Source organism: Prevotella lacticifex (genome assembly GCF_019973375.1).
Taxonomy (GTDB): domain Bacteria; phylum Bacteroidota; class Bacteroidia; order Bacteroidales; family Bacteroidaceae; genus Prevotella; species Prevotella lacticifex.
The window spans coordinates 493,930-516,674 of sequence record NZ_BPTV01000002.1 but is presented as its reverse complement, the minus strand read 5'-3'; the positions used below and the strand labels follow the sequence as shown (position 1 = coordinate 516,674).

The following is a 22,745-nucleotide window of genomic DNA, read 5'->3' as shown; positions in this document are numbered from 1 at the left end:
TTCTCCTTTCACCGTCAGTAGGGATATTTGTAGTTTATTGTCAGCCAGCACTTTGCGCCCTTAGGACTGATATAGTTGGCAAGTTGTACGGCCGCCATCTTCCCGTTGGGAAACCGGATGATGAAGACGTGGCTGTTGCCCGTGAAGGCCGGTGGCATCGGGGGTATGGCAACCTTTATCCACGACGACAGCACCTTATTGACCATGATGCCCTGACAGCCGATGAGACTGCGCAGCATCTGCGACTGGTCGACCCATACGTCGCGCTCGCTCCACTCGTCGGGTGTGAACGTGGCAGAGGCGAAGGCGGCACCCGTCGGCGGCAGGTCGGCAATGGACGAATAATTGGTCTCAAAGACGGCTCCTCCGTTTGTCCTGACGTTGTTGCGGTGGACGGCGATGCTCCAGTGGGCGGGCTTGGGCTGCGCGTCGGTGGGCGTGAAGGCCCGCTTGTCGTAGTTGTCGAGGCCTCGCCCGAAGACATCGAACCAGTAGGTGTACATTCCCGTTGTGGTGTCGGCGGGTTCCGTGGTGAGCGCCGTCGGGATGGGGTAGGGAGTGAAAGAGGTCTCGGCGTGGGCCAGTGCAGCGCTGTCGCCGGTGGCGGCGATGGCAGCTAAGGAGTCGAAATCGATGTAGTACCAGTCGTGCCAGTTTGTGGCATCGACGACGAGCTGTCCGCTGCCGAGGGCACTGTCGCGTGGCTCGTCGTAGATATCACTGAGGATGCCGTTGCAGGCTGTCGCCGTCAGGGCGACGGCAACGGCCATGGCTGCGTAGACTGTCTTTATCCTTCTCATTCCTTACGGTCCTGTAGTGACGTTAGTGGGCAGCGTTCTTGCGGGTGCCGGTGAACGTGCTGACAATCGACATCGGCATGCGGCCGGGATAGTAGGTATTGTCGACGGTGAGGGTGCCGTCGGCATTCGGTCTGACGACGACCTTGCAGTCGCTGTTGGTGAACTCGTATTGTCCTTTCTTTCCGGCGATGGTGCAGTCGAAAGTGATGCCGTCGGAACCGTAGGAGCGGACGTAGGCGTTCTCGGCGGCGTTCCATGCGATGTTGCTTATAGTGTAGGTGCCCATGACGAGATTGCCCATCATGGCGAGGTTGTCGAAACTTTCCTCAGGAACGACGAGGTTGATTGTGGAGTCGTTGACGGCCACAACGGTGTAGTCGACGCTGTCGTTGGTGGAATAAGAGTAGTCGGCTACGCCACCGACAACGATATTGTCCTTTGCGCTGTAGGTGCCTGCTGTCTTGTAGGCCCGTGGGTCGCCGTAGTTCCAGCTGATGGTTGTGCCGCCCATGAGGTCGGGGATGCTGATAGTGATATGTGTCATTGTACCGCTCATTGTGGCATCGTGGGTGCTCGATGCGCCTCCCTGCGGGTTAACCATTGTCACTGAGCCGGTTCCGCTGATGGTCCCTTTGTCGAGGGTGATATTGAAGAGGCCGTGGCCCCATGTGGCGTCGTCGAAACGGCAGAGGTATTTGTCGCCGACGGCGAGAACGCTCATCTGGGCTGCGTCGCCGTAGTACATGTTCTGGAAGTAGGCCGAGCTGACGAGCAAGTAGCCGGTGAAGGAGTGTATGGTGGTGGTGTCGCTCTTAGGTGCAAAGTCGATGCTGCTCACCTCGCTGGCATCGTAGGTCACTTTCGTGCCGTCGGTCTTGTTGATGGTGATGGTCTGTGCCTGTGCTGCCGTAACGACGGCCATGGCGAGGATGATGAGGGTAAATATCTTTTTCATCGTAGTTGCGAATGTTTGTTTTGTTTCTGTTATGATATTTGTTTTTGTGATAATGATTTTCCCGTACCGGTTATCATTATGTTGTCTTGAAAGCCGTTTTCGTCGCGGTTATTTCTTTATAATCTTGAACGACTTTTCCGGTGTGCGGACGATATATACGCCACGGCCATTGAGTGGTATGTCGACGGTGCCGGTGGCTGATGCCGTTGCTGAGGCCACGGTCTGTCCGTTGGTGGTGTATATGCTGACGCGGCTGCCGGCTTTCAGTCCCTCGCCGTGGAGGGTTCCGTCGAAGGAGAAAATGGCTTTCGGGGTGTCGCCGTTGACCTTTGTGACGGCTGTCGACTCGTTGTCGTCGGTGAGCGTGAAACTGCGGTAGTCGGTGATGGGATACTCCACGACGTCGTCGCCGGCGGTCATGACGAGGCTGGTGGCCGTGAAGGTTACCTCCGGGCGCACGTCGAGACGGAAACTCGTCTTGGAGCCGTCGGCGCCACTCACCGTGACGTAGTTGGCAGCGTGCACCGCCATTGGCACCATCAAAACGGTGGCAAGGAGGACTGCAAATGATTTTTTCATTGTGTGATGTGAATTAAAATGTTAAAAAGTTTCGCTGCTCAGCGTCGCAGTCGGACTACAACCCTGAAAGCGATGGCAAAGGTAAGAAATTAAGTTTAATGCCACAATACTTATTGATGGGTATTTTTGATTTTCTGTGCCCGATTATTTGGAATCGGCTTAATTTTTTAGTACCTTTGCAGCCGGAAAACCACAGGGGTACTTGCTAAACCCCCTTTAACAAAACAAGAAATGGTACAGACAAAACAACAAGTGAGTGTGCTGTTCATGCTTTTCAGCATACTTTTTTGCGTTTGCCTCATAGCGGCGAACATTCTCGAAACAAAGCAAATCTCAGTATTCGGCATCTCCCTGACGGGTGGTCTCATCGTTTTTCCGGTGAGCTATATCATCAACGACTGCGTGTGTGAGGTGTGGGGATTCCGCAAGGCCCGTCTGCTCATCTGGACCGGCTTTGCCATGAACTTCTTCTTCGTCCTCCTCGGTGCCATCTGCGATGCCATCCCCGGTGCTCCCTACTGGCACAACGAAGAGGGCTTCCATGCCATCTTCGGTCTGGCTCCGCGTGTGGCGGCTGCGTCGTTCGTGGCGTTCATCGTCGGAAGCTTTGCCAATGCCTATGTCATGAGCAAGATGAAGATTCACGACGGAGGCCGTCATTTCTCGTGGCGCGCCATCCTCTCGACGGTAGCCGGCGAGAGCTGCGACTCGGTGATCTTCTTCCCGCTGGCTCTTGGCGGCGTGATTCCATGGGACGCGATGCCGGCACTTATGATATGGCAGGTGGTGCTGAAGACGGTCTATGAGGTCATCGCCCTGCCGGTGACAATCCGTGTGGTGAAAGCCATGAAAGCCCATGAGGGTGAGGACGTTTACGACAATGGAGTTAACTACAGTATCTGGAAAATTTTCTCACTATGAACAACGACACAATGAGTGCTGCCGCCGGCGGCGCACGCAAGGATGAGGGCTTGAAGGCCCTCGGAGCAAAGACAAAGTACAGAATGGACTATGCGCCGGAGGTGCTGGAGACGTTTGTCAACAAGCATCAGGACAACGACTACTGGGTGAGGTTCAACTGTCCGGAGTTTACGTCGCTGTGCCCTATCACCGGTCAGCCCGATTTTGCCGAGATTCGCATCATGTATATCCCTGATGTCAGGATGGTGGAGAGCAAGAGCCTGAAACTCTATCTTTTCAGCTTCCGCAATCACGGCGACTTCCATGAGGACTGCGTGAATATTATCATGAAGGACCTCATCCGCCTGATGGACCCTAAATATATAGAGGTGACGGGACTCTTCACGCCCCGTGGCGGCATAAGCATCTATCCTTATGCCAATTACGGCCGCCCCGGAACGAAATATGAGCGTCTCGCTGAGGAACGATTCGCAAGGCATGAATAGACTATAGCAGCCATAGGAAAGGATGGGCCTTCATGGGAATCTACAGGCTCTTATAGGGAGAGGACAGGCCTTAATAGGAGAAGATAGGTCATTATAGGAAGAGAACAGGCCTTAATTGGAAGAAGACAGGCCTTAATAGGATTAGCCCCGATAGACTCCTATGGAATTCTGTAAGGGTCAATTGTTCCCTATAGAGCCCTATATAAAATGAATAAAACAATGGAAAAGAAATCACTGATAATTCTTTCGGGCGGGATGGACAGCGTGACGCTGCTCTACGACCGCCGCGACGAGATAGCACTCGCCGTGACTTTCGATTATGGTTCTAACCACAGCAGCCGTGAGACGGCCTGCGCCAAATACCACTGTGAGCGGTTAGGGATTGAGCATATTGTCGTTCCTCTCGACTTTATGCACCGCTACTTCAAGTCGTCGCTGCTCGAAGGTGCTGACGCTATTCCCGAAGGTAATTACGACGAGGAGAATATGAAGTCTACGGTGGTGCCGTTCCGCAACGGTATTATGCTTGCCATCGGCTGCGGAATGGCCGAGAGCCGCGGCCTGAACCGTGTGCTCATTGCCAATCACTTTGGCGACCACTCCATCTATCCCGACTGCCGCGAGGAATTCATCCGTCCGATGTCGGAGGCTATGCGCAACGGCACTTATGCCGGGGTGGAGATTGAGGCTCCCTATACCAAGATTTCCAAAGCCGACATCTGCCGCATCGGTACACGCTTAGGCATCGACTACTCGAAAACCTACTCCTGCTACAAGGGCGGCGAGAAGCACTGCGGTAAGTGCGGTACGTGCCGTGAGCGCAAAGAGGCTTTCCGCCTTGCCGGTGTCGATGATCCGACCGAATACGAGGAGTAAATTCTCCCTATCCCATATTCCTATGTGTTATGGCGAGCTTGCTGACCGTGATACTCGTGACGAAGGATAATTTATGTCATACGTGTTATAAGTTATGGCGAGCTTGCTGACCGTGACTTTTATGGCAATAAGATAATTTATATCATATTTATATAAGTTATGGCGAGGCGCGTGACCCCGCCATAACTTTTTCTTTTTTATTTTACTATAATCTTCTTGCCGTTATGGATATAAACACCATTCTGCGGTTTCTCAACCATTACACCTGATAACGTGTACCATGCGTTGTCGGTGTTGGCGGGAGCTACTGACACTGTCGGCGCCTTGATACCGTCGGCGACGGAGTGCTTGGTAATGACAATCTTCTGGATGTACATACCCTTGTAAGCCTGGAATGTGACATAGCCGTTCACATTTCCCTGCCCGTCGAGGTCGGAGGTGGTGGCTACGGTTAGAGAGTCACCACTGTTGATGGGAGCCAGTACGGCGAGGGTGTCGGTCGAATTGTTGAGGAATACCTTTGTCGTAGCGCTTGTGCCGTTAGTGAAGAGAATGTGCTGCTTGTCGTCGGAGAGTCCCGGTGCGATGTATTCTATTTCCACCACATCGGCAGAGTCGAGGCCGTCGACAGCCCACTGCGTATTGCCCGAGACGTACACCCCACGGTGTGTGAGGTACTGGACGATGCGGTTCTGTCCCTGGAAGATATGGCACTCGTCGGGCAGTCCCAACGAAGCGGTCACCGAGTCGGGAGTATAGCCTTTGAAGTCGTTGCGGTTGCGGTTCTCCTTGCCCTCACCCTGGTTGACATATATCTTTCCTTCCTTGCTCTGATTGCGGTTGAAGTTGGATATCGCCACCGGTGTGCCTGCTTTCGTGAAGTCGTAGAGCAGTTCGCTGCCGTCGCCTTTGAGAATTTTTACGCTTGCCACGGCCATCTTCTTGTACAGCAGCACACTTATGTATCCGTCCTCAACATTCTTCGAATTGACAAATTTGGCACTGTCGATGACTATTGTGTCGCCAGAGTTGATTACCGACAGCCCGGCCCTGAGCGTATCGCCGTTGATGAGTGCACAGGTCAGTCCCGATGCACCGGTGGCATAAATCATCTTTGTCTTTGTCTCGTCGTCCGACTCCGATGTGTACTTGAATATCACCTTGTCGCCGGCAGTGAGACCGTCGACAGCCATATTGCGTCCGTCGTTACCGGAGTTGTAGAACCCGGCATCGTTGATGGTCTGCACCAGTCGCGGGTTGCGCACCCACACGTGGCATTCCTCAGGCAGTCCTATCGACTTGCTGACGGAGTCGACGGCATAGCCCTTGTAGTCCTGCCGCTTGCTGTCGGTCTTGCCCTCTTTCTCGTAGCTGTAGAAAGCCCATCCGCAGTTGAAGTTGTTGAGTGCCACCGATGGCTTGTAGGCTTTCGTCAAGTCGTAAGTGAACGTTGTTTCCTGGGCCTGCGCCGCTGCCGAGAGCGAGAGGGCACCAAACATGAGAAGTAGAAATTTTTTCATAAGTTCAGTTTTAGCTATTAGTTATTAATTTGTCTTTGAGGATTTGTCTGATTAGTTATTTCGCTGCAAAAATAACAAAATAATATATTAAGGAGAAAGGCGGTCTGTTAAACTTTGCTAACTGGGTAATGAAAAAGGCATAGTGCCGGATACTCCGCACTATGCCGTGGCCCTGTTGACAGGGATATAACAACTACTCTAATTATTCATTTCTTGCTGCAAAGGTAGTTCTATTCTTCAGAAATTTAAAGGGGAAAACCCTATTTTCCCGGGTGAAATCCCTATTTCCGCTTTTTCTATTCCTCCGCTCCGAGCAAAAAAAATATGCTGAAATGTTGCGAAAGTATTGCACGGAATATATTTTATTATTACTTTTGCAATCAGAAATATCAGGAACATGAAGCTTGTAATCATGACTAAGTCCACATTCTTTGTGGAGGAAGACAAGATTTTGGAGGCGCTCTTCGATGAGGGCATGGATAACCTGCACCTCTTTAAGCCCGACAGCAGCCCGATGTATTGTGAGCGTCTGCTGTCGCTTTTGCCGGAGGATTATTACCGTAGGATTACCGTTCATGAGCATTACTACCTCAAGAATGAGTACGACCTCGCAGGCATTCATATCGACGATCCGACGGCACCGGTGCCCGACGGCTACCGTGGCAAGTACAGCCGCACGTGTACCGACCTGTCGATGCTCAAGGAGATGAAACGCAAGTCGAGGTATGTCTTTCTGAAGAATATCTTCAACTGCATAGAATTTCCGGAGGAGAAGTCGACGTTCACCCTCGCTGAGCTCGAAAAGGCCGCCGGCGACGGGCTCATCGACCGCAAGGTGTATGCCCTCGGCGGCATGGGGCTCGACAATATCCGCATGGCGAAAGAATTGGGATTCGGTGGCGTCGTGGTTTGCGGCGACCTGTGGACCCACTTCGATATTCACAACAACACTGACTATACTGCGGTCATCGACCACTTCGACAAGATTCGGAAGGCCGTCGACTGAGGACGTACTATTCGTTGACACCATATTCAACAAAAGCATAATTAATTATCAACAATGAGTGACAACAACTCTTATCAGGTATTCTCGGGAACAAAGACGAGATACTTAGCAGAGAAAATCTGCGCCAGCCTGGGTCGTCCACTGGGCAACCTGAACATCACCAAGTTCTCCGATGGTGAGTTCGCTGTATCCTATGAGGAGTCGATACGCGGCAAGGATGTCTTCCTTGTGCAGAGTACATTCCCCAACTCCGACAATCTCATGGAGCTGCTGCTGATGATCGATGCTGCCAAGCGCGCCTCGGCACGCCACATCATCGCCGTTATCCCTTACTTCGGCTGGGCGCGTCAGGACCGCAAGGACAAGCCACGCGTGAGCATCGGTGCCAAGCTCGTGGCCGATATGCTGTCGGCTGCCGGCATCGACCGTCTGATTACCATGGACCTTCATGCCGACCAGATTCAGGGATTCTTCGATGTTCCTGTCGACCATCTCTATGCCAGCGGTGTCATTCTGCCATACCTGCAGAGTCTGCACATCAAGGATCTCGTCATCGCATCACCGGACGTCGGCGGCGCAAAGCGTGCCGGCACCTACGCCAAGTATCTCAACTGCCCACTCGTACTGTGCAATAAGAAGCGTGCACGTGCCAATGTCGTTGAGAGCATGCAGATTATCGGTGACGTGAAAGACAAGAATGTTGTCATCGTCGACGATATGGTCGATACCGCCGGAACCATCACCAAGGCTGCCGACATCATGAAGGCTGCCGGTGCCAAGAGCGTCCGCGCCTGCGCCAGCCACTGTGTGATGAGCGGTCCTGCCAGCGACCGTGTTCAGGAGAGTGCCCTTGAGGAGATCGTCTTCACCGACTCTATCCCTTACACCAAGCGCTGCGATAAGGTCAAGCAGCTCAGCGTCGCTGATATGTTTGCCGAGACCATCAAGCGGGTGGAGAACAACGAGAGTATCTCTTCGCAGTATCTCGTATAGGATAGGAGCTTATAGGGATTCAAAGGGAACTGTAGGCATTCATAGGAGCTTATAGGGAATCATGTGGAGCTATAGGAAACTATGGGCTCCCAAGGAAACTATAGGCTCTATAGAAACTATAGCGAACTATAGAATCTATAGCGACCAATAGAAATTATAGGCCTATAGCCGCTATAGAAACAAAATATTAAAAAAAAGCTTAGGGCTGCGGCTCTAAGCTTTTTTGTTGATTTCATTTATTCTTTTTATTCGCCCTGGTGCACATCCTTCACCGCGCGGCCGCTGGGCTCGTTCTGTCCGGCCCAGGCTTTGTCCCAGGCGAGAGCCTCGGCAGTGGAGCAGGCCACACTCGGTACCGACGGAACTGAGCGTGCGGCGCTGTCGCTGGGGAAGTGCTCGGCGAAGATGGAGCGGTAGTAGTATTCCTCCTTGTTGCGCGGCGGGTTGATGGGGAACCGCTCGGCGGCGTGGGCCATCTGCTCGTCGCTGACCGCCGAGGCCGTAATCTCCTTGAGGGTATCTATCCAACTGTAGCCCACACCATCGGAGAACTGCTCCTTCTGGCGCCAAGCCACTTCGGCGGGGAGCATATCGGAGAAAGCCTCGCGCACGACCTTCTTCTCTATCGTCTGTCCCGGACACATCTTATATTTCGGGTCGAGGTTCATGGCCACATCGAGGAATTCCTTGTCGAGGAACGGCACACGGCCCTCCACACCCCATGCCGCAAGACTCTTGTTGGCCCTCAGACAGTCGTAGAGATAGAGTTTCGACAGCTTGCGGACCGTCTCCTTGTGGAATTCCTCAGGCGACGGAGCCTTGTGGAAATACAGATAACCACCGAAAATCTCGTCGGCACCCTCTCCCGAGAGTACCATCTTGATGCCCATCGACTTGATGACGCGGGCCAAGAGATACATCGGCGTACTGGCGCGGACGGTCGTAACATCGTATGTCTCAATGAAATAGATTACATCGCGGATGGCATCGAGCCCCTCCTGAATGGTATAGTTTATCTCGTGGTGGACAGTTCCGATATAATCGGCCACGAGTTTAGCCTTCGCCAAGTCCGGTGCACCCTTCAGTCCGACGGCGAACGAGTGCAGTCGCGGCCACCAGGCCTTAGAGCCGTCCTCGACACGGCACTGCGAGTACTTCTCGGCTATGGCCGAAATTACCGATGAGTCGAGACCACCCGAGAGCAGCACACCGTAGGGCACATCGCTCATGAGCTGTCGGCGGACGGCTGCCATCAGCGACTCACGAATCTTCTCCGATGCTGCCGACATCTCCGTCTCGGGCGTTGCCGACACCCCTTCGGGCATGTGGCCGTCGTCGCTCGTGTTCGGCCGGTCCATCCAGTCGCGGTGGTAGTAGCGGCGCATGCCCGGTTCGCGGCTCCAGTAGAAGCTGCCCGGGAGGAACGGCTCGTAGCGGTCGCACTGGCCTTCGAGGGCCTTGAGCTCAGAGGCGCAGTAGACCGTGCCATCGTCGTCGTAGCCTATATATAAAGGTATAACCCCGATGGGATCGCGGGCCATAAGAAACTGGTCGGTCTCAACGTCGTAGAGGCAGAAGGCAAAGATACCGCTCAGCTTCTCGAGCATTGCCGTCAGGTCGGCATCGGTGGGATGACCTTTCGTGCGGGCCATCATGTCGCGGTACAGAGCCAGGACCACCTCACAGTCGCTGCCGGTCTGAAAAGAATAGTCGGCAAACTCGCGGCGGATGTCCATGTGGTTGTAAATCTCACCGTTGACGGCGAGCACCTGCTTCTTGTCGGGCGAGAACAGCGGCTGCCGTCCGCTCTCGGGGTCTACGATGCTCAGTCGCTCGTGGGCCAGAATGGCCGAGCCCCCAACGTAGATGCCACTCCAGTCGGGACCGCGGTGACGGATTTTCTGACTCATTCGCAACGCTTTCTGTCGCAGGGCAGGTGTCTGCTCCTGGATGTTCAATATTGATACTATTCCACACATGATGCTTTTTCCTTTATGTTTTTGTCGTTTTGGCTGTTTAATGTAATACAGTGGGTGCAAAGTTACACAAAAATATCGAATATAAAAACAAAACGGCAATAATTTTCTCTCATTTTAATAAAAAAGTAATATTCTTGCGTTTTATAACCGATATTTGTCAGTTGCAAAGGCGTTGCCGTATAGTCCGTTTGTGATTGTGACTACGGCCGGCTGTCGGGTGATAAGGTTAAAGTATCTGATTTTGTTTTAGTTGCGCGATAAATAATAACCGAAAAATTTTGCAGTCGGAATAAAAAGTAGTACCTTTGCAGCCGCTGTCACGAGATGGCAGCATGAAATTCAAACCAATTAAACATTTTCTAAAAGATTTATGGCAACAAAAATCAGATTACAGCGCGGCGGCCGTAAAGGCTATGCAGTTTATCGCATTGTCGTCGCTGACTCGAGATCACCACGTGATGGTAAATTTACTGAGAAGCTTGGAACATACAATCCAAACACCAATCCAGCCACAGTAAGTTTGAATTTTGACCGTGCCCTCTATTGGGTAGAGGCAGGTGCACAGCCCACCGACACCACCCGCAACATTCTCAAGGGTGAGGGTGTCTACATGATGAAGCACCTCCGCGGCGGAGTTAAGAAGGGCGCTTTCGACGAGGCTGCTTGCCAGCAGAAGTTCGAGGCCTGGAAGACCGCTAAGGACCAGAAGAATCAGGCTGTAGCACAGCAGACAGCTGATGCTAAGAAGGCAGATGCCCAGAAGCACCTCGAGGCCGAGAAGAAGGTCAACGAGGCTATTGCCAAGAAGGTAGCCGACAAGAAGGCTGCTGAGGCAAAGGCAAAGGCTGAGGCAGAGGCTGCAAAGGCCGCTGAGGCTGCTGAGGCTGAGGCACCGGCAGAGGCTCCTGCTGAGAACGCAGAGGCATAAGCTGAAGTCTATCCAAAAACATTTTTCTCGCCATGGCCGTAGCCATCTGCTGCGGCCGTGGTTATGAAACTCCGGAAGAGTGAATATCATTTCATCTCTACCGGAGTTTTTTTTGATTTATCGGAGTGGAGGAACGAGAGGAAAACAGAGACGATTATGGCGAACGATAAGGAGCTGTCGGTAATCGTAGGAAAACTTTCGGACACTTTCTTTGCTATTTCGCTCATTTTCATTATCTTTGCAATGCGGAAACCTGCCGTAACTACTTAAAAACTAACTGAATCATGAATCTCAGAAAGAAAATATCAACTGTTATCATAGCCGGTGCCGCATTGGCACACACCGCCGTTTCAACAGCGCAGAGCATTGACCGGAGGCCGATAGTGGAGCGGAACAACCCGCATACGGATCGGATCGACACCCTCGCCTCGCTGACCGTCGGCAACGGGCGGTTTGCGCTGACCGTCGATGCCACCGGCATGCAGTCGTTCCCCGAATACTACCGCGGCGGCATTCCCCTCGGCACCTTCAGCGAGTGGGGATGGCATTCGATGCCGAATTCTAAGGGCTACCGCGCCGCCGACGCCTTGGAGAAACGGGACTTCGGTCGCGGTCACAAAGAACTCTATGCCGTCCAGCCGAAGGCTCCCGGCCGACAGCATGATGCCGCCGAATGGCTGCGCGCCAATCCCCAGCGTATGCACCTCGGTTGCATTGGCTTCGATATTCCGAGGCCGGAGCTCGTCGGGAATGTCAGCCAACGCCTCGATATGTGGACTGGAAAGATAACGAGTGACTTCGACTGTCAGGGGCACCGCTACCATGTCGAGACCGTCTGCCACCCCCGTCGCGACCTCATAGCCGTGCGAATTGCCTCGTCGACGATTCCGAACACTCCCAGCGCGGCCTCGCCGATGGCCCTGCGCCTCCGCATTCCCTATCCCACGGGAGGTCACAGCGACGATGGCTGCAACTGGAATGCCGACAAAAAGCGGTTTATTACGATAAAAAAAGTGGCTGGCACCGCCGCCTCCGACCGCCTCCGCATTGCCGTCGACAGCTCCGACTACTTCATCGACCTCAGATATGTGGCTGAAAATCAGGGAAAAAGGAGGATAACCATCGACAACACGGCGAAGGAATGTCGCATACCGATGGCTGAAACGGGAGAACTCATCTGTGAGTTTGCACCCGAAGAAAAGGCCCTCGGCGGTCTCGGAAACATGGATTTTGATGATGTCGCTGAGGCTTCGGCGGCGTTTTGGAAAGATTATTGGACCCGTGGCGGCATCGTCGACCTCAGTGCTACCGACGATGCGCGGGCCCGTGAGCTCGAGCGCCGCATCGTCCAGAGCATCTATCTCCTTGCCGTCAACGACCGTCAGAATTTTCCACCTGCCGAGACCGGACTTACCTATAACTCCTGGTTCGGGAAGTTTCACCTCGAAATGATCTACTGGCATCAGGCCTGGCAGGCCCTGTGGGGACACGCCGCCGACCTCGAACGGTCGCTCGACTGGTATTTCCGTGCCGCGCCGATGGCCCGTGAGATTGCCGCGCGACAGGGCTTTGGCGGTGTGCGCTGGATGAAGATGACCGACCCGTCGGCAGCCGAGGCACCATCGAATGTCGGCAGTTACCTCATCTGGCAGCAGCCACATCTCATCTATCTCGCCAATCTGCTCTACCGCGCCGCCAAATCGAAGGGCGACACGGCCGATGCCAGCCGCATTCTGCGGAAGTTCGGACCCCTCGTGGAGGCCACAGCCGAATTTATGTACGACTTCGCCGGGCGTGATTCGGTCAGCGGAAAATACTTCCTCAGCGGATATATCCCTGCTCAGGAAACCCTGAAAGCCTCGACGACGCGCAACTCTCCGTTCGAGTTAAGTTACTGGCTGACAGCCATGAAGATAGCCCAGCAGTGGCGCAGACTCGCCGGCAAGGATCCGCATAGCGAGTGGGACAGTCTCATCAGCGGCCTGCCATCGCTGCCGTCGAAGAGCGGTATCTACCTCACCGCCGAGGGGGCACCACTTATCGGTCACCGTGCCGCACAGACCGACACCCCCGTGGGCGACGACCGCTACGCCAGCGACCACCCCATGCCCCTCGGCGCCTTGGGGATGATGCCCTGTAGCAGGCTGATGACGCAGGAGCGTATGGACAGCACCTACAACTGGACCATCGCCAACTGGAACTGGCAGAAGACGTGGGGATGGGACTATCCGATGACGGCGATGTGCGCCACACGCCTCCACCGTCCCGACGATGCCGTCGGCGCGCTGCTCATGCCCGTGGCTAAGAACACCTATCTGCCTCAGGGCCACAACTGGCAGACACCACGTCTGCGGTGCTATCTCCCCGGCAACGGCGGTCTGCTCCTCGCCGTGGCGCTCATGGCAGCGGGCTGGGACGGTTGCACCACGCCCGACCCCGGCTTCCCACCGGCGTGGAAGGTGCGGTATGAGGGTATCCTGCCCCTGCCGTAGTATATATAAATAATGTGGTGATGTACTCTCATCAGTGGATGAATAGATTATGTCGCGATTGGCCAGGTTTGGGCTGAGGGATGAATAATACCCCCATGACAGGCTACTGATAATTGAACACGAATGTAAAAATAATTCTAACACGGTGAGCATTTGCCTTGTCTGTGTTATCGTCTCATTATCAGCAACTTACAAACTCGGTCATTTTGCGTTGCGAAACGGCCTGTTTTAGGATGCGAAACGGCCCGTTCGGCGAGCTGAAATGGGCCGTTTCGCAACGCAAAATGATATGTTTGAGATTTGTGTCATGATTTTTCGTATTTTGAGATAGGATGCTATAGAAACTATAGTGTACTATAGTCACTATAGTACACTATAGTAATTATTGCAAACTAAATAGTACATAATAGAGGTTATAGTTCGCAATGAAATCGATAATCATGCTAATCGTGGGGCACCGGGGCACTGCCATAACCCCAAAACCGTGGTGCGGGAGAGTGCCGACAGCGGGATGGCAGAAACTTCTTGCCGTTTTTCTTGCGCTTTCCGGATAATTTTGTGTAAGTTTGCAGGCGGAAGAATCAAAAACATATAGAACAATGGAAGTAGGACAACGACTGCCGGAGGTCCTCGGTAAGGACCAGGACGGCAAAGAGATTAAACTCAGTGATTTCAAGGGCCGCAAGCTCGTGCTTTACGTCTATCCCAAGGACTCCACTCCCGGCTGCACCAATGAGGCCTGCAACCTCCGCGACAACTACGAACGGTTCCTGTCGTTGGGTTATGCTGTCGTCGGTGTGAGCATCCAGAGTGCTGAGAGCCATAAGAAGTTCATAGCCAAATACGACCTGCCTTTCCCCCTCATCGCCGACACCGACAAGACCCTCGTCACGGCCCTCGGCGTCTACGGTGAGAAGAAGATGTACGGCAAGACTACCATCGGAACTTTCCGCACCACCTTCGTCGCCGATGAGGATGGTGTCATAACCGAGATTTTCAAGCCCCGGCAGATAAAAGTTAAGGAGCACGCAGCGCAGATTCTCGGCGACAAGTAGCCGTCAGTCGGTGGCTGAATTGCTTGTGGGGTAATGATTCCGGAAAGGCTTAGCCTCCCCGTTAGACCAACTTAGATTGCGGCTTGCGACCGCAAGTTCCGACTCCGCAGCGGGCGTTTTTTGCCCTTCGGCTGGTCCCGGAAGCACTGTTCATTGACCGGCAGCGGCTGTTGATTGAAATAATTTTGCTGTTTGTTCTCTCCTTTCTACCTTTGCATCAGAAATCATGTTAAACCCTAATAGAAAGGAGATTACGATGAAAGTAAGATTAACGAAAGTCCTCGCCCTGTCGCTGATGCTCTTCGCCGCGACCGGCACTCAGGCCCAGTCGACCACCGATGTCGACGGCATTACCTCAGCCACACAGCAGACCGCCAGCCGCCAGCCGCGCAGTCACGGTCCACGCATGACCGTCGACAGTCTGAACACCTACATGACGGCGAATCTGAACCTGACCTCGACGCAGCTCGAGAAGGTCAAGGCCCTCAACGCCGAGTACAGCGACATCATCGAAGGACCCAAACCACCGCGTGGACATCATGGCGGCGGTCAGGGCAATGGGCGTCCGGCAGGTCCTCCTCCCGAGCGCAACGCCAACGAAGGGGCATCGTCGGCCGACACCACCTCGCGCCGGAATCCGTTTGCCATGATGGCCACGCGCCAGCAGAGCTACGACACAGCACTCCGCGCCATCCTCGACGACAGCCAGTATGCTGCCTACGAGAAGGTTAAACCGGCCTTTGCCAGTCAGCGACGGCGCCGCATGCCGATGCGAAAGGAGTGACGGAGGGTCACAATCATCATGCAAGAAACATAAAAGGTGCATACATCAGCCGCCAATCGGCCCTGTGTAGGCACCTTTTTCGTTTGTAACCGAAATGTAACGCCAATGAAAAAGAAAAGCAAGAAAATAGTTGTTATTTTGCAATCGAATTTATAATTTTGCAATCATGGACAATGAGAACAAGACGAGGCTCCTCGCTGTCGACGACGAAGAGGACCTGTGTGAGATTTTGAAGTTTAACCTCGAGGCCGAGGGCTACGAGGTCGATACCGCCAATTCGGGTGAGGAAGCCCTCGAGATGGACCTCACGAGCTACCGGCTCATACTGCTCGACGTGATGATGGGTGGCATGAGCGGGTTCGCTGTGGCCCGTAAGCTCAAGGAGAATCCGGCCACGAAGAATATTCCCATCATCTTTCTTACGGCCAAAATCACTGAGAATGACAAGATTACGGGTTTCAACCTCGGTGCCGACGACTACATCTCCAAGCCTTTCTCCATTCGTGAGGTGCTCCTGAGGGTCCGCGCCGTCCTGCGCCGTTCGGAGACGCATGCTGCCGAAGAGACTGTCGAAGAGCCACATACGCTTGAATATAAGGGCCTTGTCGTCGACCTCGACCGCAAGACCGTCATCGTCGACGGCGAGGAGGTGCCCTTCACGAAGACCGAGTACGGCATCCTCTGCACGCTCCTCGAGCATCCGGGACGCGTATTCTCGCGCTACGATCTCATCCGCCATATATGGCCTACCGATGTTCTTGTCTCCGACCGCACTGTCGACGTGAATATCACCCGACTGCGCAAGAAACTCGGACAGTACGCCGGCAATATCACCACGCGTCTTGGATTCGGATATTATTTCGACAAGTAGACTATGACAAGCAACTTCTCCATAGGCCGTTTCAGGCCGTCGGGCACGAAGAAGGCGGAGCTGACCATCGGCACGAGGCTCTATCTCTCCGTGCTGTCGCTGTTTGTCGTCTTCGCCGTGGCGTTCATCGTGTTTCAGCAGAACCGCGAGAAGCAGTTCAAGGTGGAAACGCTGAACACCCGTCTTCAGGATTTTAATACCACAATCAACGAGACAGTATTCTATAATGGTGACGGTTTCAGCGAGCAGGCCCTGTCGCGGTTCATCGCCCGCCACCACGAACGCGGCCTTCGGGTGACGATTATCCGCAGCGACGGTACCATAGCCTTCGACAATATCCGCAAGGACTACGTCCACATGGGCAACCACCGCACGCGCCCCGAGGTCGTCGAGGCCCTGCGCACGGGCACCGGATCGGCTGTCGACCGCAACAGTACGACGCTCCGTCAGGCCTATTTCTATAGTGCCACCTACTTTCCCAAGGAGAAGATTATCATCCGTTCGGCCCTTCCTTACAACGTCAATCTGGCCAAGAGTCTGCGTGCCGACCAACATTATATATGGTTTGCCATCGCGGTGATGATTATCCTCACCATCGTCCTCTACCGCTTCACCCACCGGCTGGGCCGTAACATCACCAAGCTCAACGCCTTTGCCACACGCGTGGAGCACACAGCCTCGGTGCCGTCGGCATCCGATGTCGATATGGGGACGGCAGTTTCGGAGCTCGGCGGATTCTCCGATGATGAGCTTGGCGACACCGCCGAACGAATAGTGAAACTATACATTAAGCTCCAGCGCACGCAGAAGGAGCAGGATATACTCAAGCGGCAGCTGACGCAGAATGTGGCCCACGAGCTGAAAACGCCGGTGGCGAGCATCCAGGGCTATCTCGAGACAATCCTGTCGCACCCTGATATGGCGGCGGCGACGCGCGACCAGTTCCTCGACCGCTGCTACTCGCAGAGCAAGCGTCTGGCATCGCTGCTCGGCGATATGTCGACGCTGAACCGCATGGACGACGGTGCCGACATGATGGTCTTTGAGGATGTCGATGTCGCCGAGGTCATACGCACCGTCGAAAAGGAGAGCCAGTTTGCCCTCGAGGAGAAGAATATGTCCATGGAATGCCACATCCCCGATACTATGGTCATCCACGGCAACCGCGGCTTGATATACAGTATCTTCCGCAATCTCACCGACAATGCCATTGCGTATGCCGGCGTGGGTACGACGATCACCCTTACCGGCACTCTCCAGCATGTCACCTTGCGCGGTGCCACAGCCGGGAAGCAGCGTGGAAAGACTGTCGCCGACGCTCCCATGTCAAAGAAAGGCATCACCTCGGCATCGTTCGTATTCTCTGATAATGGGGTAGGGGTGCCCGACGAGCACCTGCCCCGACTCTTCGAGCGCTTCTATCGTGTGGACAAGGGCCGCAGCAGAAAGATGGGCGGCACCGGTCTCGGCCTCGCTATCGTCAAGAATGCGGTGCGCGTGCACGGCGGATCGATAAGCGTTAAGAACAACCCCACCGGTGGCCTGCGCTTTGAGTTCACCCTGAGGTGAGGAAGGGCGCTCAGCACCCGGTCTCCTGCCAGCCCCTCAGCCCTCGGTTCCCTGCCTTCCCTTCTTGAGCCCTCCCCTCAGCCCCCGTTCCCCTGTTTTCCCCTCAGCCCCCGTTCCCCAGCCTTCCCCTCAGCCAGCCCCGTCCTGTGCGACGAATTATAATTCGTCGAACGCAACGGCGCCCCCTCTTTGCCTTCCTCCCCCCTCTTTCTGCCCTCCTGAACATTTAATCAACCTGTAACATCAGCGCAACTGCGATGTAATAAAGCTATGCTACCTTTGCAATCGTAAAGGAAAAAAGCATAGAATGAAAAGAATTTCAAGTAAGATTGTATTTACAATAGCCTTGCTGTCTGCTGTTCCGGCAGGATGCTTCGCTCAGCAGATAAGAGGCAAGGTTGTGGACAAGAGCTCAGGAGAGCCAATCATCGGCGCGACTGTCGAGGTGACAGGAACAGGAAACCGTACGGTTACCGACATTGACGGTACCTTCACCTTTTCCAATCTCGAGCGTGACCGCAAGTACTCCCTTACTGTAAAGTACATATCTTATAAGACTCAAGAAATTGACGGAGTTCAGTCGAAGGCTGATGGTGCCGGGAATCAGGTGCTTATAGCACTTCAGTCGGATGAACAGAAGCTCGGTGAGGTCACCGTCACCGCTGTTGCAAGGCGAAACACAGAGAAAGCGATGATCCAGCAGACCAAGGCGAGTTCCGTCATAGTGAGCAATGTGTCGGCACAAGAAATACAACGCACCCAGGACTCCAATGCGGGCGAGGTGATACGCCGTGTGCCAGGCGTGAGCCTCATCGACGAGAAATTCGTCATGGTCCGTGGTCTCTCGCAGCGTTATAATAATGTATGGATCAACGGAGGAGCCGTTCCGAGCAGTGAGGCCGATACGAGAGCTTTCTCGTTCGACATGATTCCGAGTAATCAGATCGACAACCTCACGATAGTGAAAACGCCTGCCGCTGAGTATCCTTCCGACTATACCGGTGGATTCATCCTCATCAACACCAAGGAGATTCCTACGACGAACGCATTCCATATCACCGTCGGCGGCAACTGGAACAGCGGTTCGGCATTCAAAAACTTCCTCGCCCAAAAGTCGTCGTCGACCGACTGGCTCGGCTTCGACGGCGGACTGCGGTCGCTCCACGGCGGCATCGGTGCCTCGCTCCACTCCCTTGGAGCCAACAGCGGTGGCAACACGATGTACTCACTCACCGGGAATCATCTCACTAACGACTGGCATACAGATAGTTACAGCCCCTTGGGCGACCTAAAGATCGGTGCCGACTGGACCAGGAAGTGGAATATCGGCGACGCACGTCTCGGTATGACAGCCGCTGTCAACTACACCAATGAGTACCGCACCTACCGCGGAATGATCAACAACTTCTACGATGCCTATGATGTGGGCAACGACCGCGAGAACCCCCTGCGCCTGTCTACCGACAACCAGTATAACCACAACGTGCGCCTCGGGGCTATGGTCAACCTCACGCTCCTCTCGCCGAGTGGCAAGAACAAGTATCAGCTGAAGAATATCTTCAACCAGATTGGCAACAGCCGGTACACGTCGCGTCAGGGAACGAGCGCACAGTCGGAACCGGAGAAATCGGCTGAGTATTACTACCGCAGCCGAACAACATACACGGGTCAGATAACCGGAAAGCATGACATCAGTGGCGATGCACTTGACTGGAGTGTCGGCTATGCCTATGCCAACAGAAGGTTGCCTGACCGTCGGAAATACATTCTCTACAGTGAAAATTCATCCACCGACGACGATTCCTACGTCTGGCTCTACCAGAACGATATCTCGCGTGAGTGGACCTCACTCGACGAGCACATTATATCTCTCCAGGTGAACGACGAACATAAGTTCGACTTCGGGTCGTGGACGCCTACGCTGAAGGCCGGAGCCTACGGCGAATACCGCACCCGCTCCTACAAGACCCGCAACTTCTTCTACTGGTACAACACCGCCGACAACACCATGCCAGCTGGTTTCCGCTCCATGGACATGCCCACGCTGCTCAGCGACCCCGCCAATTTCGGCGCCGACAAGCTCTATCTGCTCGAGGATGTCAACAAAATCAACGACTACGACGGTCGTAACACCCTTGGCGCGGGCTACGTCACGGCCTCGCTGCCCTTTGGAAGGCTCAGCATCCTCGCCGGACTGCGCTACGAATGGAACCAGATGGAGCTCATAACCAACACCCGTCAGCTCGAGGAGAGCCATAAGAGTCACTACTACCGCCACGGCGACCTCTTCCCGTCGCTGAATATGACCTGCCGCCTCAACGACGAACATCAGCTCCGGCTGGCCTACGGACGAAGCATCAACCGCCCCGAGTTCCGCGAGCTCTCGCCGTCGGTGTACTACGATTTCGACCTCGCCAGCGACGTACAGGGCAACTACGACCTCCGCAACTGCTACGTCCAGAACCTCGACCTGCGATGGGAGTGGTATCCTACGGGTGGTGAGATGGTATCGCTCGCGGCCTTCTACAAGCATTTCGACTCGCCGATAGAATGGGTTTACACCATGTCGGGAGGTACAGATGTCATTTATTCATACAAGAACGCAAAGTCGGCCGACAACTACGGCCTTGAGCTCGACCTGCGTAAGACTCTCGATTTCATCGGGTTGCGCAACTTCTCGATCTCGTTCAACGGCTCGCTCATCCACAGTCGTGTCAACTTTGAACCGGGCAGCGTCGAATACGACCGCCCGATGCAGGGTCAGTCGCCCTACCTCATCAACACGGGACTGTTCTATAAGAATCCAAAATCAGGCATCGACGCCGCAATACTCTACAACCGCATCGGCAAGCGCATCGTCGGTGTGGGACGTAACGAGGGCGGTGCCGAAAGCGAAAAGAACGTCAGAGTGCCCGACAGCTACGAGATGCCGCGCGATGCCATCGACATCACCTTCGGAAAGCGGCTGTGGAAACGCCTCGAACTGAAATTCGCCGTCCGCGACCTCATCAACCAGAGCATACTCTACAAGCAGTTCTCCACCGTCACCTACGACGACGGACGGACGAAGAAACTCCAGGAGATAACTCGAAAGTACAAGCCAGGACGTAACATCCAATTGACACTTACTTATACTCTCTAATTAATTTACATACAAATTAATATCTAAAGATGAAAGCAAAGAAATTTTTCGGAGGCATGTGCCTCCTCGCTCTCGCGGCCTCTATGACCGCGTGCAGCAGCGACGACAACAACGAACCGGACAACAGTAAGCAGACATCGTACACCAAGGGTACCGACGGCGGTCTGACATCATCGACGGGTATCCTCTTCAACGCCGACGGCAGCGACAACCCCAACGGCACTCAGATTGGCAACGGCGAGCAGGGATTCGTCTTCACCGGCAACACAACACTGAAGAAAGGCACCTACACCCTCAAGGGATGGGTCTATATAGCCAACGGCGCCACCCTGACCATCGAGCCGGGAACCGTCATCAAGGGCGACAAGGAAACGAAGGCTGCCCTCATCGCTGAGCCGGGCGGCAAGCTCATTGCCCGCGGCACCTATCAGCAGCCTATCGTCTTCACATCCGAGCAGGCACCGGGAGCCCGCAAGCCCGGCGACTGGGGCGGCGTAATCCTCTGTGGTAAAGCTCCTAACAACAACGGTGTGCTCGCCCAGCAGATTGAGGGTGGTCCGCGCACAAAGCACGGCGGCAACGATCCTAAGGATAATTCGGGTGTGCTCGAGTATGTGCGTATTGAGTTTGCCGGATACCCCTTCGAGAAGGATAAGGAAATCAACGGACTGACTTTCGGCTCCGTCGGTTCCGGCACAACCATCGACCACGTGCAGGTGTCCTACTCCAACGACGACTCCTACGAGTGGTTCGGCGGTACGGTCAACTGTAAGTATCTCGTGGCTTTCCGCGGCTGGGACGACGACTTCGATACCGACAACGGATTCTCGGGTAACGTTCAGTATGGACTCTCCGTCCGCGACTCGAAGATTGCCGACGCATCGCAGAGCAATGGTTTCGAGAGCGACAACAACGCCGGTGGCACTACCGCTGAGCCTTACACCACAGCAACATTCTCGAATATGACTTTCCTTGGCCCGAAGACTTTCGACGCTAACTTCAAGAATACCAGCGACTACATCAATGGTGGTGGCATGAACCCTGAGAACGGTTCGTCGATGGGTAAGTTCCAGGCTGCCATGCACATACGCCGCAACTCGCGTCTGAACTGCTACAACAGTGTTGCCATCGGCTGGCCTGTCGGTCTGATTCTCGACAACGAGAAGGGCAACACCCAGGAGGCAGCCACCAACGGTCTGCTGAAGCTCCACCGCATTGCCTTCGCCGGCATGGACGCTGTGGGCACCGATTTCAACAAGATTTATGAAGACCATCTCTACGACTACAAGACCAAGACTCTCGACGTGACGAAGCCCTCGTTCTCGAGCACATTCTTCAAGCTCCCTGCCAACGGCAACGCTGTCCTCGACTGGACAGCCACAGCCTACAACGGTATAGCATCAGTCATCGCGGCCTCCACGCAGGTGGGCAGCTCGCTGACGGCATCGTTCGACGAGCTCTCAGGCAACAATTGGTTCGACCGTGTGAACTTCGTAGGTGCTTTCCAGAGCGGCAACGACTGGACAGCAGGATGGACGAACTTCGATCCTGAGAACACCGTCTACTAACCTTCGTAGGATGTAAACAAGAATTTATTTTCCCTCAAAAGTGTTCATGGGGCGCTGCCGTCGGAGTGACGGGGTGCCCCATATTTGTTGTAGGGCGAGCGTGTGGACGTTTCATCTGTCGCACTAAAATGGGGTTTATCAATACCTTAACACTATTGTAACACAAATGAAATGCAACGCGAGTAATTTTGCAAACGAAAAGTATAGAACCCGAGACAATAA

Annotated in this window: 19 protein-coding genes; 13 read left to right on the top strand and 6 right to left on the bottom strand. The window is 54.3% G+C overall.

Annotated elements, in window-relative coordinates; translation table 11 throughout:
- Positions 1 to 14: 14 nt before the first annotated feature.
- From LDN30_RS12555 to LDN30_RS12545, 3 genes are all read right to left on the bottom strand, one after another.
- A complete protein-coding gene (locus tag LDN30_RS12555) occupies positions 15 to 800 on the bottom strand; it encodes an HmuY family protein (RefSeq protein ID WP_223929683.1) in 786 nt (261 codons plus the stop codon).
- A gap of 22 nt (positions 801 to 822) precedes the next feature.
- A complete protein-coding gene (locus LDN30_RS12550) occupies positions 823 to 1,755 on the bottom strand; it encodes a calycin-like domain-containing protein (RefSeq protein WP_223929680.1) in 933 nt (310 codons plus the stop codon).
- A 108-nt stretch (positions 1,756 to 1,863) separates the two neighbouring features.
- A complete protein-coding gene (locus LDN30_RS12545; RefSeq protein ID WP_223929679.1) occupies positions 1,864 to 2,334 on the bottom strand; it encodes a T9SS type A sorting domain-containing protein in 471 nt (156 codons plus the stop codon).
- A 231-nt stretch (positions 2,335 to 2,565) separates the two neighbouring features.
- Here LDN30_RS12545 and LDN30_RS12540 point away from each other — a divergent pair, with 231 nt between their 5' ends.
- From LDN30_RS12540 to queC, 3 genes are all read left to right on the top strand, one after another.
- Positions 2,566 to 3,255, top strand: coding sequence for a queuosine precursor transporter (locus tag LDN30_RS12540; RefSeq protein WP_223927521.1), 690 nt, complete (start codon positions 2,566 to 2,568; stop codon positions 3,253 to 3,255).
- Positions 3,252 to 3,740: a preQ(1) synthase gene (queF, locus tag LDN30_RS12535; RefSeq protein ID WP_223927523.1), complete on the top strand. Its 489-nt coding sequence runs from the start codon at positions 3,252 to 3,254 to the stop codon at positions 3,738 to 3,740. Before LDN30_RS12540 ends, queF begins: the two co-directional genes overlap by 4 nt.
- A gap of 219 nt (positions 3,741 to 3,959) precedes the next feature.
- The gene (gene queC, locus LDN30_RS12530) at positions 3,960 to 4,616 is read left to right on the top strand and encodes a 7-cyano-7-deazaguanine synthase QueC (RefSeq protein WP_223927525.1); all 657 of its coding nucleotides are present in this window, start codon (positions 3,960 to 3,962) and stop codon (positions 4,614 to 4,616) included.
- 197 nt (positions 4,617 to 4,813) lie between these two features.
- Here the strand turns inward: queC and LDN30_RS12525 are convergent, their stop codons facing one another.
- Complete coding sequence (locus tag LDN30_RS12525) at positions 4,814 to 6,136, bottom strand: hypothetical protein (protein WP_223927527.1); 1,323 nt, start codon at positions 6,134 to 6,136, stop codon at positions 4,814 to 4,816.
- A gap of 397 nt (positions 6,137 to 6,533) precedes the next feature.
- On the opposite strand from LDN30_RS12525, the gene LDN30_RS12520 reads away from it, so the two are divergent.
- Entirely contained in the window at positions 6,534 to 7,142 is a 609-nt protein-coding gene (locus tag LDN30_RS12520; RefSeq protein WP_223927529.1) for a beta/alpha barrel domain-containing protein, read from the top strand.
- A gap of 54 nt (positions 7,143 to 7,196) precedes the next feature.
- Positions 7,197 to 8,135: a ribose-phosphate pyrophosphokinase gene (locus tag LDN30_RS12515; protein ID WP_223927531.1), complete on the top strand. Its 939-nt coding sequence runs from the start codon at positions 7,197 to 7,199 to the stop codon at positions 8,133 to 8,135.
- Between the two features lie 245 nt (positions 8,136 to 8,380).
- Here LDN30_RS12515 and asnB read toward each other — a convergent pair whose 3' ends face one another.
- A complete protein-coding gene (gene asnB / locus LDN30_RS12510; RefSeq protein WP_223927533.1) occupies positions 8,381 to 10,114 on the bottom strand; it encodes an asparagine synthase B in 1,734 nt (577 codons plus the stop codon).
- Between the two features lie 370 nt (positions 10,115 to 10,484).
- Between asnB and LDN30_RS12505 the strand changes: the two genes are divergently transcribed.
- Complete coding sequence (locus tag LDN30_RS12505) at positions 10,485 to 11,042, top strand: 30S ribosomal protein S16 (RefSeq protein ID WP_223927535.1); 558 nt, start codon at positions 10,485 to 10,487, stop codon at positions 11,040 to 11,042.
- An 86-nt stretch (positions 11,043 to 11,128) separates the two neighbouring features.
- On the opposite strand, the gene LDN30_RS12500 is transcribed toward LDN30_RS12505, so the two are convergent.
- Entirely contained in the window at positions 11,129 to 11,269 is a 141-nt protein-coding gene (locus tag LDN30_RS12500) for a hypothetical protein (protein ID WP_223927537.1), read from the bottom strand.
- Positions 11,270 to 11,326: 57 nt separating this feature from the next.
- Here LDN30_RS12500 and LDN30_RS12495 point away from each other — a divergent pair, with 57 nt between their 5' ends.
- The 7 genes from LDN30_RS12495 (at position 11,327) to LDN30_RS12465 (ending at position 22,523) form a co-directional block, all read left to right on the top strand.
- Complete coding sequence (locus LDN30_RS12495) at positions 11,327 to 13,534, top strand: hypothetical protein (protein ID WP_223927538.1); 2,208 nt, start codon at positions 11,327 to 11,329, stop codon at positions 13,532 to 13,534.
- A 599-nt stretch (positions 13,535 to 14,133) separates the two neighbouring features.
- Positions 14,134 to 14,589 carry a peroxiredoxin gene (locus LDN30_RS12490; protein WP_223927540.1) on the top strand — a complete coding sequence of 152 codons (456 nt, stop codon included), beginning with the start codon at positions 14,134 to 14,136 and terminating at the stop codon, positions 14,587 to 14,589.
- 256 nt (positions 14,590 to 14,845) lie between these two features.
- Positions 14,846 to 15,373: a DUF4890 domain-containing protein gene (locus LDN30_RS12485; protein ID WP_223927542.1), complete on the top strand. Its 528-nt coding sequence runs from the start codon at positions 14,846 to 14,848 to the stop codon at positions 15,371 to 15,373.
- A gap of 166 nt (positions 15,374 to 15,539) precedes the next feature.
- Positions 15,540 to 16,244, top strand: coding sequence for a two-component system response regulator PhoB (phoB, locus tag LDN30_RS12480; RefSeq protein WP_223927544.1), 705 nt, complete (start codon positions 15,540 to 15,542; stop codon positions 16,242 to 16,244).
- Positions 16,245 to 16,247: 3 nt separating this feature from the next.
- A complete protein-coding gene (locus tag LDN30_RS12475) occupies positions 16,248 to 17,813 on the top strand; it encodes a sensor histidine kinase (RefSeq protein ID WP_223929677.1) in 1,566 nt (521 codons plus the stop codon).
- A gap of 307 nt (positions 17,814 to 18,120) precedes the next feature.
- Entirely contained in the window at positions 18,121 to 20,955 is a 2,835-nt protein-coding gene (locus tag LDN30_RS12470; protein ID WP_223929676.1) for a TonB-dependent receptor, read from the top strand.
- Positions 20,956 to 20,984: 29 nt separating this feature from the next.
- On the top strand, positions 20,985 to 22,523 hold the full coding sequence (locus LDN30_RS12465) for a beta-helix domain-containing protein (protein ID WP_223927550.1): 1,539 nt from the start codon (positions 20,985 to 20,987) through the stop codon (positions 22,521 to 22,523).
- Positions 22,524 to 22,745 lie beyond the last annotated feature (222 nt).